This window comes from Sphingobium fluminis, from assembly GCF_037723805.1.
Lineage (GTDB): Bacteria > Pseudomonadota > Alphaproteobacteria > Sphingomonadales > Sphingomonadaceae > Sphingobium.
Window position 1 is genome coordinate 994,981 of record NZ_JBBJUK010000001.1, and the last position, 12,907, is coordinate 1,007,887.

Annotated in this window: 18 protein-coding genes; 2 read left to right on the top strand and 16 right to left on the bottom strand. The window is 62.6% G+C overall.

Annotated elements, in window-relative coordinates:
• Positions 1-33: 33 nt before the first annotated feature.
• The 7 genes from WG907_RS05180 to WG907_RS18195 all read right to left on the bottom strand — a co-directional run bounded on the left by WG907_RS05180 (position 34) and on the right by WG907_RS18195 (position 6,399).
• Complete coding sequence (locus tag WG907_RS05180) at positions 34-783, bottom strand: LamG-like jellyroll fold domain-containing protein (protein WP_340231578.1); 750 nt, start codon at positions 781-783, stop codon at positions 34-36.
• A 9-nt stretch (positions 784-792) separates the two neighbouring features.
• Entirely contained in the window at positions 793-2,811 is a 2,019-nt protein-coding gene (locus WG907_RS05185; protein ID WP_340231579.1) for a hypothetical protein, read from the bottom strand.
• Positions 2,812-2,814: 3 nt separating this feature from the next.
• Positions 2,815-3,243: a hypothetical protein gene (locus WG907_RS05190; RefSeq protein WP_340231581.1), complete on the bottom strand. Its 429-nt coding sequence runs from the start codon at positions 3,241-3,243 to the stop codon at positions 2,815-2,817.
• 8 nt (positions 3,244-3,251) lie between these two features.
• Complete coding sequence (locus WG907_RS05195) at positions 3,252-4,304, bottom strand: gp53-like domain-containing protein (RefSeq protein ID WP_340231582.1); 1,053 nt, start codon at positions 4,302-4,304, stop codon at positions 3,252-3,254.
• Positions 4,304-4,945, bottom strand: coding sequence for a phage tail protein I (locus tag WG907_RS05200; protein WP_340231583.1), 642 nt, complete (start codon positions 4,943-4,945; stop codon positions 4,304-4,306). Before WG907_RS05200 ends, WG907_RS05195 begins: the two co-directional genes overlap by 1 nt.
• Positions 4,942-5,835 carry a baseplate assembly protein gene (locus WG907_RS05205; protein ID WP_340231584.1) on the bottom strand — a complete coding sequence of 298 codons (894 nt, stop codon included), beginning with the start codon at positions 5,833-5,835 and terminating at the stop codon, positions 4,942-4,944. The genes WG907_RS05200 and WG907_RS05205 overlap by 4 nt, the downstream gene beginning before the upstream one ends.
• Positions 5,836-6,003: 168 nt before the next feature.
• Positions 6,004-6,399, bottom strand: a complete 396-nt coding sequence (locus WG907_RS18195) for a lysozyme inhibitor LprI family protein (protein ID WP_445326764.1) — start codon at positions 6,397-6,399, stop codon at positions 6,004-6,006.
• Positions 6,400-6,711: 312 nt separating this feature from the next.
• Here WG907_RS18195 and WG907_RS05210 point away from each other — a divergent pair, with 312 nt between their 5' ends.
• Positions 6,712-7,356 (top strand): hypothetical protein, encoded by a 645-nt coding sequence (locus WG907_RS05210; protein ID WP_340231585.1) that lies wholly within the window; start codon positions 6,712-6,714, stop codon positions 7,354-7,356.
• 330 nt (positions 7,357-7,686) lie between these two features.
• On the top strand, positions 7,687-8,499 hold the full coding sequence (locus tag WG907_RS05215) for a hypothetical protein (RefSeq protein WP_340231586.1): 813 nt from the start codon (positions 7,687-7,689) through the stop codon (positions 8,497-8,499).
• 182 nt (positions 8,500-8,681) lie between these two features.
• Here WG907_RS05215 and WG907_RS05220 read toward each other — a convergent pair whose 3' ends face one another.
• The 9 genes from WG907_RS05220 to WG907_RS05260 all read right to left on the bottom strand — a co-directional run bounded on the left by WG907_RS05220 (position 8,682) and on the right by WG907_RS05260 (position 12,867).
• On the bottom strand, positions 8,682-9,353 hold the full coding sequence (locus tag WG907_RS05220; protein ID WP_340231588.1) for a phage virion morphogenesis protein: 672 nt from the start codon (positions 9,351-9,353) through the stop codon (positions 8,682-8,684).
• Positions 9,350-9,823, bottom strand: a complete 474-nt coding sequence (locus tag WG907_RS05225; protein ID WP_340231589.1) for a phage tail protein — start codon at positions 9,821-9,823, stop codon at positions 9,350-9,352. The genes WG907_RS05220 and WG907_RS05225 overlap by 4 nt, the downstream gene beginning before the upstream one ends.
• A gap of 132 nt (positions 9,824-9,955) precedes the next feature.
• Entirely contained in the window at positions 9,956-10,327 is a 372-nt protein-coding gene (locus WG907_RS05230) for a hypothetical protein (RefSeq protein ID WP_340231591.1), read from the bottom strand.
• A gap of 20 nt (positions 10,328-10,347) precedes the next feature.
• A complete protein-coding gene (locus WG907_RS05235) occupies positions 10,348-10,698 on the bottom strand; it encodes a D-Ala-D-Ala carboxypeptidase family metallohydrolase (RefSeq protein ID WP_340231592.1) in 351 nt (116 codons plus the stop codon).
• 105 nt (positions 10,699-10,803) lie between these two features.
• Entirely contained in the window at positions 10,804-11,136 is a 333-nt protein-coding gene (locus WG907_RS05240; protein ID WP_340231594.1) for a hypothetical protein, read from the bottom strand.
• A gap of 4 nt (positions 11,137-11,140) precedes the next feature.
• Positions 11,141-11,368, bottom strand: a complete 228-nt coding sequence (locus tag WG907_RS05245; RefSeq protein WP_340231595.1) for a tail protein X — start codon at positions 11,366-11,368, stop codon at positions 11,141-11,143.
• The gene (locus tag WG907_RS05250) at positions 11,368-11,850 is read right to left on the bottom strand and encodes a head completion/stabilization protein (protein WP_340231596.1); all 483 of its coding nucleotides are present in this window, start codon (positions 11,848-11,850) and stop codon (positions 11,368-11,370) included. The genes WG907_RS05245 and WG907_RS05250 overlap by 1 nt, the downstream gene beginning before the upstream one ends.
• The gene (locus tag WG907_RS05255) at positions 11,847-12,080 is read right to left on the bottom strand and encodes a hypothetical protein (protein ID WP_340231597.1); all 234 of its coding nucleotides are present in this window, start codon (positions 12,078-12,080) and stop codon (positions 11,847-11,849) included. The genes WG907_RS05250 and WG907_RS05255 overlap by 4 nt, the downstream gene beginning before the upstream one ends.
• Before the next feature lie 121 nt (positions 12,081-12,201).
• On the bottom strand, positions 12,202-12,867 hold the full coding sequence (locus tag WG907_RS05260; protein WP_340231598.1) for a phage terminase small subunit: 666 nt from the start codon (positions 12,865-12,867) through the stop codon (positions 12,202-12,204).
• Positions 12,868-12,907 lie beyond the last annotated feature (40 nt).

The window sequence follows — 12,907 nt, forward strand, 5'->3', positions numbered from 1 at the left end:
CGTGGGATTGCCGGGACGGAGCCGGCAGCTGCATCAGGCCGTGATGCCGAACTTTTCGGCGAGATAGGCGCGGACCGGGGCGAACGCCGTTTCGCCCTGCACCCGCGTCAGCGCCGCCGGAATGATCGCGACGAAGGCGATGTCGGCGAGGCCGGCGAAACCCGCCGGCACCGCGCCGATCCACAAGGGGCGAGAGGCGAGGCGGCGTGGCAGGGCCGTGTTCACGCCGCTGTCGGCATTGGCTTCGGTATAATTGTAGAGCCGCATGCCGATCCCGGCATCGACTACCAGCGCGAAGGCGGTCCATTCGCTGTTGTCCTGCGAACCGGCGGTGATGGTCAGCAGCTGCGCCGCGCCGCCATTTTGAAATTCGGCATAGGCAAAGGAGCCGCCGTCATTATCCATGACCAGGCTGATCCCCTGATGCGCATCGCCGGTCGCGAAATTGCCGATCAGCGAGGGCTTGTGATCGCCATCGGCGAAGCTGTCGGGGCTTTTGGCTATGACGAGGAAGGTGACCGACGCCGCGTCCGCGATCTCGGTCTGCACAAATTTGCTGGGGCTGGCCTGATTCTGACTGCCAAAGCGGACGAAGCCCACTTGATCGATGGGCGCGCCGACGATCGCGGAACCGGCCGCGTCGATGCTGGCGAGATTGCGCGCGCCCTCGACCGCGCCCTGATCGAAAAAATGGATGAGCGAGGGTAGGACCGGCGAGTTGAGGATGAAGCCTTCGCGCGCGTCCGAGTAATCGGCGTCGTCGCTATAATTGATCTGGGCCAAGGATGCCTCCTAAATCGGGGTGACGGGGATCTGGTAGAGGTACGAGGCGGACTGCGCGGGGTAGGGTTTGCCCACCAGTTCGGCGATGTCGGCGGACGGATATTGGCCTGTCCCTGCCGCATATTCGTAGTTGAGCGGCATGACGGCGGGGTCGCTGTCGAACAGATTGTGATTGCCGTCATAGGTCGCCGCGCCGCCAAGCCGGGCCTGCACCGCGCCGACCAGGCTGCGCGCCGCCACGATCTGCACGAGCGAGTCCTGGAGCAGCCTGACGGACGCGATCGGAACCGCACCGGCGGCGTCGAGCAGGGCAAAGCCCTTGTTCGCGAAGACCACCTTGTCCTGCGCCGCGCCGGTCCATCGCCAGACGCCCTTCCACTGGAGCGGCGGCGCTGGCACGAGATGGCTGATCACGACTTCGCGGCCGTGCCGAACGGCTTCGAAGGGCGTAAGCGGCCAATAGGCCTTGCCCCGCGTCAGGGCGGTGCCCAGCGCGCGGCCCATCATGCAGCCGAGCCAGCGATAGCCGTTGGGATCGAGATGCCCGCCCTTGTCGGTCACGGCGAAATGCGGCTGCGATCCGAATACCGACGTGCGGTTCTGCTCGAGAAAGTCGAGTTCGGCCATCTGGACGCCGAAGCCATGGGCATCCGACACATAGCTGCCCGCCACCTGATATTCGATCCAGGCGGGACGCGCGGTCTGGCCGATGATCGAGCAGACATATTGCTGGACGTCGGCGCGCAGCTGCTGGCGCTTGGCCAGATTGGCCGCGCGGTCGGTCGCGCCGCCAAAGCCCGGCACGGCGTTATATTCGCCCTGGAGGAACAGAAAGCCGACGATGCGCACGGTCTTGCCCTGCGCATCGGCGAGCGCCTTGATCCGCGTCACATAGTCGATGAGCCGGTTGAAATAATGCGGTGCCGCGCCATAGCTCAGCTGCTCGATCGTGCGCCCGCCGACGCCGCAGGCGGCATGAATCCATCTGCGGCCGCCGCCCTCGATCCCGGACATTTGTTGCAGCCACATCTGGCGGGCGACGATGGTGGCGGCGATGCCTGGGGTTTCGCCGAGCGCGGTATCGCCGGGGGCCAGTGCGGCCTGAGCGGCAGCATTCAGCAGCGCGCCGGCCTTCCACACGGTCGCCTTGAGCGGGTTGAGCTGCGCCGTGCCGAATGGCACCCATGAGGTTGCGTCTTCGCCCTGGGGATGGTCGCTGTCGCCCAGCATATAGAGGCCGATCGGCGACGTCGCGGCGGTCGTGGTAAGCGCGGGCCAGCCTTCCCACCCGGTGCTGATCGATTGCCCGTAGGACAGGACGATGTTCCAGTCGGCCGTCGGCTGAGCCAGTTCCAGCGTATCGATGTTCCGGCGCAGGGCGGCAGTGCCCAGCGCCCGCGCGTTCATCGCGGCATAGGGGATGGTCCCGCCTGCCGTGCCGCCATCCTTCAGCTTGATGTCGCGCAGGAAGCCGATGCGATCGACCCAGGCATTGAGGAAATCGCGGCGGGCGATGCGGCGCGACGACACGCCGCCGGGAGCCGTTGCCCGCTCGCCGCTGGCGCGCACGACGTCGGCAAGGAAGCCCGCTCGGTCGACCGACGCCTTGACGAAGTCGGCCCGGCGCGAGGTGCGCGCGCTGATCCCGCCCGACTGCCGTGCGCCATCGATCCGGCGCACTTCGGCGAGGAAGCCGAAGCGATCGGCCGCGCCCTGCGCAAAATCGGTGCGGCGCGAGGCGCGCAGGGCGAAGCCGCCGGCTATGCCCGCGCCGCCGAAGCCAGGGCCGAACGCGGCCCCCGGCGAGCCGAACCCGCCAGCGGCATCGACATAGGCGCGGAAGAAGCCGAATTTGTCGGCGAAGACGTGGCGCGGTCCACCGGCGGGACGGCGCTTCGATGGCACCGCCGGCGAGGCATCGAGATAATCGTTGAAGGATGCGCGGCCAGTCTGCGCGCCCTTTTCGATGACGACGGTTTCGTCGCCGTGGAGGCCAGTGAGTTCGGGAAGGTCTATGATCTTGGGCATGATCTACTCCGCCGGCCAGAGCAGGTGATTGGCGACGTCGATCGCGGCGAGCGCTTGCGTGGGCGCGGCGGCGATCGTCGCCTCGATCGCGTCGGACGCGGCGCGGATGGCGTCGATCGCAGCGAAGCGCGCCGCGCCGGCGGCGCTGGGTTCGCGCTGGTCGTTCAGTTGCCGCCAGACGGGGGCGACAGCGCCGATGCGACGGGCCGCCTCGCGCTTCACGCGACGCAGCAAGACGGCGCGCGGATCTACCGCCGCGCGCGCCTTCAGCGTGGGGCGTCCGTTTGCGCTGGCAATGATCTGCAAACCCTTGGCCTGTCCGTCGAGCATCGCCTTGTGACGCGCGGGGGAAATCGCGACCGCGTCGGACGGGCGGGCCGAGTGCAGGCGGGCGTCGTAGAAGCCGCGCGTCGACGGCGAAAAATAGATCATGGCGCTGCTCATCGGCCGATTGCCCACCAGGCGATGTTCGCGGTCAGCCAGTCGCCGCTAAAGGCGAGGTTGAAGGTGGATTGATCGACGGGATAGGCGGCCAGCGGTTCGTCAGACTCGTCGCCATCGTCCAGGCTCTGCTCGCAACTGACGAAGACGCGATAGGCCGCGTTGGGAAAGCTGGTGACGAAGCTGCAGGCGAGCGGGGCGAATGCGCCGGCGGGCAGGGACACCATGCCCCATTGGAGCATCAGGCCGCCGGTGCCAGGCAGGATGGCATAGCCATTGGGTCCAAGCGAACGGGCAAGCCCTGACAGCGCCGCCGGGGTGACCGCGCGATCGGTCGCGGTGCCGGCTGCGACATCACCGGCGCTGGCGGCGTTGACCGTCAGAACCCGGCTCGCTGTCAGGTTGCCGCCGCCGGTTGCGAGCCCTGCGCCGGTGATCGTGCGGGCCAGCAGCCCGGCGAACATCGTATCGAAGCCATTGGCCAAAGCGAGCAGATCGGCATCGGTCGCGTCGCGCAGCGCGTCCAGCAGCTGCTTGAGGGTGTGCGGCGTGATGATGCGCCCGTGATCCGTCCCGGCGGCAGCTTCATCTGCGGTGGCGATTTCCCCAACACCCTTCACGGTCTCGCTGGCAGGCGGCATCAGGAAGGTGGAGTTGCCGAACACAATGTCCGTCGACACTCCATTGGAGAAGGCGACGTCGAGTGCCAGCAGGAAGAAGGCGACCGACGCTTTGTTAAAGAGCGGCGTCGGCTGACTGTAGACAGCGAACAGCGTTCCATCGGCGAGATAGAGGCCCAGGCCCCGCAACGCGTAGATATCGTCGCTATGGTCCTGCGCGGTCATGTGAATGGTAGTGTCGTCCACCGCCAGACCAGAGACCGACGTCAGGCGCTTGAATTCGCCGGGCAGCGCCGACACCGTCGGCGCCATGATGAAGGCCGACTGCGTCAAGCCCACTTGCGTGATCTGGGCCGGGTTGCTCCCGCCACCCTGCGCTTCGATCAGGGCGTTGAGGCCGGTGACCGTCAACATGAACTGGATCGGCGTCATCAAACCTCCATGAAGGCGCCGAGCGCCGTGACGATGGGTTCGCCGTCGGCGGTCTGCAGATAGGTGGCCCAGATCGGATCGGTTGCCGACAGCTGGTCCGCGCCCATGTCGAGCCGGGTGATGCCGCCGACATGGGCATCGGATAGCAACCAGGCATGGGCCTCGGCGCGCACGCGGAAGACGGCCACCATGTGGGCGCGCACGGGTTTGACCTGCGCAATGTCGCGCAGGATCTGAGCGACCAGCGCTTCATCATAGATGACGTCGCTTTGCGCGAGCAGGGGCAGTTCCAGCCGGAATGTATGGGGCAGCAGCGTCTCGCGATCGGCGAACCATTCCACGATCTCGATCAGCGGATCGAAGCGATCGAGCACGGTGCGAAGCGACGCCTTGGTGCCCTTGCGGCGCTGAAAGGCGATGGCGTCGGCAATGGCAGCGCGCTTGGTGGCCTCGCTCCAGTCCGCGTCCCACAAGTCGATCGATACGCCCCAGGCGAGCCACGGGAGGAGGTCATAGGGACAGTCGAGCGGCGACCATAAGGAGCGGATCAGCACGTCGATATCGAGCAGGCCGGAGGCGACCTGTTCCAGTGCCTTTTCAAGGCTGGTCGAGCCAGGTGGGAGGACGGTCGGATAGGTCATTCGCCGACGCCCGCCCTGGTAAGGGTGATGCCGCCGCACCAGGGCGCCTGCTGGCGGCTGATCCCGACGTCCGCCGCCGGGGACGCCAACTGGACGTTCTGAACGCCCTCGGCATGTAGCGCCGCGAAAATTCCTGAACGCGTCACGTCGCGGCCGAGGCGATGGCATGACGCGACATAGGCATCGAGTCGGGCGCGCGCCGTCGCCAGGACAAGTTCCCCGTCGGGACCGCTGAAAGTGGTAAGGGTTGCAATTACCGCATAATCGACGATCGCCGCAGACTGCACGGAGACGGCGTCGGTCAGCGGTCGGCGCGTCTGCGCCGTCAGATAGTCGGAAACTTTTGCGACCAGCGGTGCGGGGGCCGATCCATTGCCGGTGCGCGACATGATGGTGACGAGGACTTCGCCGGGCAGCGGACTGATCGCGCTGGCATCGAGAATGTCCGCGTCGGCCGAGAGCGCGTGAAAGATGTAGGCGCCCTCTGGGCCGGCAACCGAATAGCCTTCGGGCGCGAGCACCATGCGGCGGCGGAAATCCGTGTCGCTTTCCACGATGGCCGAGATGCCAACGGCATCGTCCGCAGGCGTCACGACGAAGCGGGTGATACCAAAGAGCGCCGCGATATTGTCAAGATCGGCCCCGGTCGCGAAGGCAGGCATGACGGCGCGGGCCGCCTCGTTGATCCGCTGGCGCAGGATGTGGGCAAAATAGGCAAAGGCCTGGAGCAGCTTGGTCGCAGGATCGCTGTCCCGACTTTCGAAGTCGGGCATCTGCGCCTTCATCCGCGCTATCGCATCGGCGAGGATCGCTTCAAAATCGAGCGTCTCGACGATGTCGGGAGCGGGAAGGCGCGACAGATCGACAGCAGTGAAGGTGGTATCGGCCATGGCCGCCATGTCGGCGGTAGCGGGGGCAGGGCGCCATGCCCCTATATGTGTAGAGGCGGCCTCTACACATGCAGAGCAGCGTTAGATCGCGGAGCCGCAGACGATTAGTCGACAAGGACTGCGGACTGTCGTGTTAGCGGGCCGCCGCTGAAAGTGGGCCTGTTTTCCTCAGATGGGGTTCGGAACTAAACGCCCCTCACCGCGCAGCTTTAATTCAATCGTCCGTCGCTGATTGAGTTCTATGCGGCATAAACTGCCCAGTTCGCTGAAACCCGTACCTCCAGCCCACTGGTCGCTCACCATGACGCACTCCGCATCACGATATCTCAGCCAAGTTCGTTGTGACTCTAGGAGGCCGGGCTCCTTGCTCGGAAGGTTGGCCTTCTCCATTCGGTTTCGCAGGTCCTCCTCACGAATATTTTTCAATGTTTCATTCCACTGGGCGACCATCTCATCGTCTGTACGCCGCGCCAATTCAGCAAAGCACGCTCGTCCTGTTAATCCTGAGGATCGCACTGCCTCGTCGCACAGGCCAGAGGCAACGAGGAGAATCGGCCAAAGCATCTTATTGATCTCCTGGTGGTTGCTCGACTACGGATGACTTCCGGTTATGCCCCCTTTTCATAGGTGCGAAAAGTCCTCTGAGCCTCCGCAATTGGTTGCTTGGAAGCCTGTCGGATATGCTATTGGAAACTGGAGGGATGGCTGTCGGTAGGCATCTCCTTTATCAGAGCGCCCCATGGCGATCGGGATGGGTCACGGAACGATCGGTTCAGAACGCGCTCCGCTCTATGCATACTATCCGTATCAAACAGGATGCATATTGCTAGATGCAGTTTACTGGCGCTATGTGGCTCCCGTTAAAAAGAGGAAGTCATGAATCGATTGTCGATATTGACATTAGCTTTTGCCGGCTCGCTCGCGATAACAACGCCATCACCTGCGAAGAACGTAGCTAAAATTGTTGTTACCCCCGCTTCTGAGGAAGGCGCAATTCTAATGCGTGTTCCAAGCTTGGGGGTTGCATACAGCTTTCTGTTCTCAAAAAATGGGAGTTCGGGTTTTGGATCTCGCGCATATTTGATCGAGGCGAAACCTGCCATCAATCAATCGTACAAATATGTCGTCCGGACTCTCAAGCCGGGCAGCTACCGTCTGGATTCCATATCCCAACAAAAGTTTTGGAGCGTTTGCCTGAAAGACGGAACCTTTTCTGTAGAAATTCGTGCCGGTGAGATTGCCTATGTGGGTGACGTCGATCCGCGCTCGGCTCTTAACCAACTCTATAGTAGCGCAATCGCCAATGGTGATCGAGTGACGTCATTAGGCGGACTTCACACGTATTGGTCTGACATACCTCGACCGCTGATTTCTCGTCGGGATGCTGATGGATTACAGGAAGCGGAATCGTTTGTTCGTTCTATGATGCCAGCGTCTACAGCGCCTGTTCGCATAGCGGAGATGAATGAACGGACATTTGTGGTTTCAGGAAATAATCAGTTCATACAGATCTGCGGATAAACATATCTCGTTAGATAGCCGGGCTATGTCGGTGGCCAAATTCTCGATCTATGTCTTGCTTGGTAAGCTGATATATTTTTTGGATATTCTAAAAAAGGCCGACGCGCGACCCACAGCTTCCCCGCCGCGAACCGGGCTGGCGGCTTGTTGGGAGTTCCGATTCCTATGTGCGCCGGGTGCGGCGGCGGAGGGTGGAAAGCAGACTGGCCGGTTTCGATTATAGCAGGAAGAATAAAAAGCATGTCGATAACCACGCGACTTACGCGACCTGTTGGGCGGTCACGACGAGCAGTCATTGTCATTTAACGACAAAGCTAATAATCCGTCTCTATGATTGCCATGATGCTCCTAGCCACTGTCACGGCTTTGACCCCATATGAAGCCCAAACGCTACCAGTCTCTGAACTGGCACAACGCGTGCTAGGTGCGGCAGGCGCAGTAGTAGTTGATGTCGAAAGGCCGACTTGGCCAGTTTTGCCAGCGCAGAATTTGCCGGTAGGGCTGCCAGCGCTGACTTACTTAACCTTTTACACCCACGCGTCGGCCACTAGCGAAGCTGGATGGCTCGGCCTTTGCCAAGCAGCTGCAATCGACATTAGTTTTGGAAAAGACGGGACTGTGACAGATATGCGCCAACGCCCAACGATCGGCTGGATCGGTGCACTTACACACCAACCATCGGCCAGCGGCGCAATCGACGAAGCAGCACTATCTAAGCAGTATTCGGAATTCAACGCTCGTTGCCAAGCTTTGCCCACCACCCGCAGGTTCGCATCATATTTCGCCCCTCGTGATGGTGAACGCGCGCTGATCGGCGTAGCCATGGTCCACGATAGCATGCTCACTTCAGGGTCCATCCGTGTCACTTGCACGATCGATATGTTTTTTCCTCAGACTTGCGGTACTCGAGCCGACCTAAAAAGGCTCGCAGAGGACGTGGCCGTTGACAAGGTTACTGACATCAACCAGATAAGTGCGCGTGATAGCCTTCTAAAGATTGAAGCTTCCGCAGATGATATTTGCTATTCTGTGCGACTTAATCAGTCTTTTGGCTCATCTGACCAAGTTGATATGTGCATGCGCGTAGGCGCGACCATCACTGTTACACGCGCTGCATTCATTCGTGGTCGGGTAGTTTATTAAGGCTGCTTGGAACACCAACATTTAGTCAGATGGATTGCACGGAGAGTCCCATTTTTCAGGTTCGTCAGCGACGATAGGGTAGTTAGCGATCAGTCGAATTGAGGTGCGCCGTTTAGGCCAATAAATGATTGGCGGGTCGTTAAGCAGACCGACGGGTTAATGATTCTCCCGCTCAACAGCGATCATATTTCAGCTAGATGCTTATACAGCATGTCGAGCATGCGTTCGCTCTCCGCCGAGGTGGCGCCTAACAGTGCGCGCTTAGCGTAAGACATGGCCTTGGCGCGTAGTGAGGGGCGATCGCGCAAGCCATATTGGTGGATGCTGGCGACCTGAGCCGCCTTTCCCGTGAAGCCGACCCAGAAGCCCTGATCGTCGGCCTGCGCGCGCAGAAAGCGGGCGGTTGCCAGGTGGCGGAACATGGCCTTGCGCCGCAAGCCGCCGCGACGGCGAAGCGTGCCGCCGCCAGCATTGCGATATTGTTCCGGCACGGGTAGCCATTTGACCACCTTGTCGAAGTCGAAGGAACGGATCGCGCCGGCCTCGATGTCGAAGCCGGTCATCATCCGTCCGGTCGACCAGGTGAAACTTTTCATGATGACGCGACGGGGTTCGCCGCCACCGCTCGCGGGGTAAAGGAAGCAGGCCGTGCCGCGTCCGCTGATCGGTGGAGCCTTGCTCTTGCGCGGCGTGAATGCGGCCCCGTCGGGCTGTTGTTGCGCGGCAATGCGCGCGCGCTGGCCTGCGGCGAGTTCCTTCGCCATGGCGCGCATAAGTGATCGACGCTGTGACGACGACAGGCTGCGCAACAGAGCACCGGCGATGCGCTCAAGTTCGGCGAGATCGTCGGTCATGATTGAGATAGCGGCTCGTCGTTGCCAAACGCGTCTGTGAAGCTGGCCGACACACCGGCGAAGGCGTCGCCGAAATCCGGTTCGTTCGGGTGTTGAACATCATAGCCGCTGCCGTCGCCGCGAGGGAGCACGAGAACCGTCTCGGTCAGGTCGATCGAAATCATGATGTCGGACACATCGCCGTCGAGCAATTCCGCTTCGAACGAAAAGGGCTCGCCATCGTCGCGGCGCAGCAGCTGGGGTTGTTCCTTTTCCAGCCAGGCTAGGATTGGCACCATGACCCTGTCGGCGTCGCCGGCAAATTCCCAGATCCCGACCTTCAATGTGTAACGATAGGCGAAAGACAGGGTGCGGGATTTGCGCGCACCGACATGGCCACCCTCAACATAGATCTGCAAGCGGTCGGGATGGTCTTTCAGTTCGGGAATATAGGCAGCCAGCCACCGACGGATGCTATCGGCCTTGCGCATCGTCAATCAGCCTGTGCGTTGGTCAAGCGGGCCTGCGCCTGCAGGTCTATGAGGGTGGCCCGGATCTGGCCGGCAATGTCGTAGATGCTGGTCAAGCTGCCGAGGCATTGTGCCCCGGTCATCCCGCCTGCGTCAGTCCGCTGCACTTTCGGTAAGGGGACGGGTGTCGCCAGTAATGCCCCAGAGATCCTCACCATTGGCCGTGTCGGCGGCGCTGTCGAGCAGCCCGACGCCATCAGCATCGACGCACAGATTGCGATAGACCGGTTTTTCAACGACTTTGCGTGTTGCATCGTAGATTTCCCTGACTTGGCCCTGCCGGGCATATTCCGCCGCCTGGGCGCGCTCTGTTGACGCGTCGATCTGCGCCTGCAGCTTATTGATCTCGCCATCCCGCGCGTCGTCGGCACGTTTTTGCGCGGCTTGCTCCTGCGAACGGCCGACGCTGGCGCCGTAAAAATAGCCTCCGACCCCCGCGGTGCAGGCGGCGAGCGCAGCGGCCAAGGCAAGCTGTGAACCCCCGATCATGGCAGCAGCCCCTTGAAGTAGGTTCGGCGCGCATAGGTCAGCACGTCCTTGCGCAGCCGCCCGTCGCGGTAGCTGACGTGGATCCAGCCGCTATTGGCCTGGCCGCGCGTGTAATTTTCGAGGATAAGCTGGTCGAATGCCATGCGGTCGCGGATGAAGGTGGCAACCGTCACATTGTCGATCCCATCGATTTCGAAATCGACAGCCTCGCCCTGCGCATGCTGGCTGCTGGAGGATGACCCTACCGCCAGGCACAGCTGGACCGAGCGAAAACCCGACGTGATGCGGACGGGCTTTCCGAAATGGGCGCGCACTGGCTCCAGCACCTTGGCGCAAAGCGTCCGCATCGCGGAGATCTAGCGAGCGCCGGGGATGTTAGCAATGCCCTGCGACATCGCGGTCGCGGACGCGGTGAATTCGCTCAGGCTGAAATTAGGGGACAGCTGCATCGGTCAGTCCTTGGGTGGTAGAAAGCGGTCGGCCAAGCGGGCGGGCAATCCGGCGACGATGTCGCTGGCGGCCCGCATCACGCGCGGGGTGGCGTCGAAGGCGATAAGAGCGATGGCAAAGGCGATCGATTGCGCGACAAAGTCGGTCCAGCCCGTGACCGCGAGAATGGCAAGCGTCGCATAATAGCTGACCGAGGATCCCACGATCCATTGCAGGAATCGCTGGCGAAACGGCAGCGCCGGTTTCCATGCCTGGGCCACGGCCGATCCGATCAGCGACGGCGTGAGCGAGGCGACCAGTTCAGCCCCGCTTTGCATGAGGGTTCGCATGTCCATATTTTCAGTCCCAGAGCTGGATGACGGCGCGGGTGGCGGGCGCACCGGCGATGGCCGAAGTGGCGGGTACGATGACGACGGTGCCGAGCGGCAAGATGGGGCCAAGATCGACCAGGCCGGGATTGGCATCCATCACGCGGGTCAGATGGTCAGGGCCAAGGCCCGCCTCGCGCATCAGCAGCAAATCCAGCTTGTCGCCGGCCTTGGCCGTAAGGCGCTGGGCCAGCGCCATCAGATCAGATCCACGGTGGTGCGCGTGCGGCCGAGAATGTCGCGGATCGCATGCTGCGCATCCCGGCGAAGATCGCCGATCGACCCTTCAAGTTCGGAGGCCTGGTTGGCACCGGCAGCGGTCGAATCGAAGTCACGATGGCGCTCGATCAGTTCCGCCTTGCAGAACAGGGCGATGGCGCGGCGATAGGCGTGGACGTGGGTGCTTGCACCGTCGATCTGCGGTGCCGGCACGGCGGCAAGCGTCGGATGGCCCGCCGCGATCGATGCGGCGGCAAAGCCGCGCAGATCGGCCAGGGCCGTCATGATCGCACCGACGATCGCGCCGCGCAGGCGAGGCGGCGTAATGCTGTTAGGGACCCTCGCCGCCGCGCGAACGGCAGCGGGGTCGATGTCGGGGAAAAAGCCGTCGTTGATTACCATCGCTTCGGTTTCGGGAAGCTGCTCGATCTGCGACGATGGCGGGTTAGCGACGAAGGTCATGGCAGGATCAACCGGGCGAGACCGGCGGCCGCGAAGACGAAGCAGACGATCCCGATGAGGGCGACGCCCCAAGCCATCCAGGCGAAGCGTCGCACGGTGGACGGGTACGCCTCCAGGCCCATGACGAAGCGGATCACGACGCCATAAAGTGCGAAGATCGACCCCATCGCCATGATCAGCAGGAAGGCGAAAGCTTTGAAGATGGCCCAGAGCAGGGCGGTGACGACCATGGCAATTCTCCTGTGTCGGCCCGCCGACTTACGGGGGTGAGGATCGGGGCAGAGGACGGCCCTGCGGCCCTGAGGCCTCCCGTCTCGCGCGATCCGCCCCCGAGCGCCGGGGGCGAGCCTGTCAGGCGGCGTCCGAGCCTTGCTGGTCGCCGTCTTGTTCGGGTGCGGGCGGGAAGGCGGTGGCATGGGCCGCCAGCAGCTTCTCCGCGCGCTTGATCTTATGCTTGACGCCGATGCGCGGCTGCAGGGTCTGCGCGCGGCGAAGATCGCCCAGCACATGCTCGATCGCTCGGCCGAGTTCGGGCGTGGCTTCGGCCGCTTCCACTGCCATCAGGCTTTCGATGCCGATCGCCTTGAACAGTTTGGCCGGCGCCTCGTCGTGCATGTCGAGGCCGTCGACCAGCTCTTCGACGCGTTCGAGGATGTCGAGCGGGAAGCGATTGCCGGCGGCCTGATCCTTCAGCGCCGCATCGGCGATTTCCTCCACGATCACGGTGGCGACGTCGCGGTTGTAGCGCGCGGGCATCGAAACATGATGGCGCAGCAGAAAGGCCGCGAGATCGAGCGCCTCGGCATAGAGACCGATGTCGATCATCCACACCATGATGGTAGGCGCGACTTCGGCGGCGATGCCGGTGCCGACGCCGGCATCAGCCGCTACCAGACCGTCGATCCAGTCCCTATATTCGGGCAGCATCTGCCGCTTGGCGTCGATTTTGAGGCTGATCGCCTTGATTTCCTTGAGACGCCGCAAATCATGCGACAGGCGCAATGCGACGGGCCGCAATCAGATCTTCCTGTCGGCATCGAAGGCGCAGGCCCACCAG

Excerpts from the sequence above, each read along its gene's own strand:
- WG907_RS05185 (WP_340231579.1), bottom strand. The coding sequence starts at position 2,811 with ATGCCCAAGATCATAGACCTTCCCGAACTCACTGGCCTCCACGGCGAC.
- WG907_RS05190 (WP_340231581.1), bottom strand. The coding sequence starts at position 3,243 with ATGATCTATTTTTCGCCGTCGACGCGCGGCTTCTACGACGCCCGCCTG.
- WG907_RS05195 (WP_340231582.1), bottom strand. The coding sequence starts at position 4,304 with ATGACGCCGATCCAGTTCATGTTGACGGTCACCGGCCTCAACGCCCTG.
- WG907_RS05200 (WP_340231583.1), bottom strand. The coding sequence starts at position 4,945 with ATGACCTATCCGACCGTCCTCCCACCTGGCTCGACCAGCCTTGAAAAG.
- WG907_RS05205 (WP_340231584.1), bottom strand. The coding sequence starts at position 5,835 with ATGGCCGATACCACCTTCACTGCTGTCGATCTGTCGCGCCTTCCCGCT.
- WG907_RS18195 (WP_445326764.1), bottom strand. The coding sequence starts at position 6,399 with ATGCTTTGGCCGATTCTCCTCGTTGCCTCTGGCCTGTGCGACGAGGCA.
- WG907_RS05210 (WP_340231585.1), top strand. The coding sequence starts at position 6,712 with ATGAATCGATTGTCGATATTGACATTAGCTTTTGCCGGCTCGCTCGCG.
- WG907_RS05215 (WP_340231586.1), top strand. The coding sequence starts at position 7,687 with ATGATTGCCATGATGCTCCTAGCCACTGTCACGGCTTTGACCCCATAT.
- WG907_RS05220 (WP_340231588.1), bottom strand. The coding sequence starts at position 9,353 with ATGACCGACGATCTCGCCGAACTTGAGCGCATCGCCGGTGCTCTGTTG.
- WG907_RS05225 (WP_340231589.1), bottom strand. The coding sequence starts at position 9,823 with ATGCGCAAGGCCGATAGCATCCGTCGGTGGCTGGCTGCCTATATTCCC.
- WG907_RS05235 (WP_340231592.1), bottom strand. The coding sequence starts at position 10,698 with ATGCGGACGCTTTGCGCCAAGGTGCTGGAGCCAGTGCGCGCCCATTTC.
- WG907_RS05240 (WP_340231594.1), bottom strand. The coding sequence starts at position 11,136 with ATGGACATGCGAACCCTCATGCAAAGCGGGGCTGAACTGGTCGCCTCG.
- WG907_RS05245 (WP_340231595.1), bottom strand. The coding sequence starts at position 11,368 with ATGGCGCTGGCCCAGCGCCTTACGGCCAAGGCCGGCGACAAGCTGGAT.
- WG907_RS05250 (WP_340231596.1), bottom strand. The coding sequence starts at position 11,850 with ATGACCTTCGTCGCTAACCCGCCATCGTCGCAGATCGAGCAGCTTCCC.
- WG907_RS05255 (WP_340231597.1), bottom strand. The coding sequence starts at position 12,080 with ATGGTCGTCACCGCCCTGCTCTGGGCCATCTTCAAAGCTTTCGCCTTC.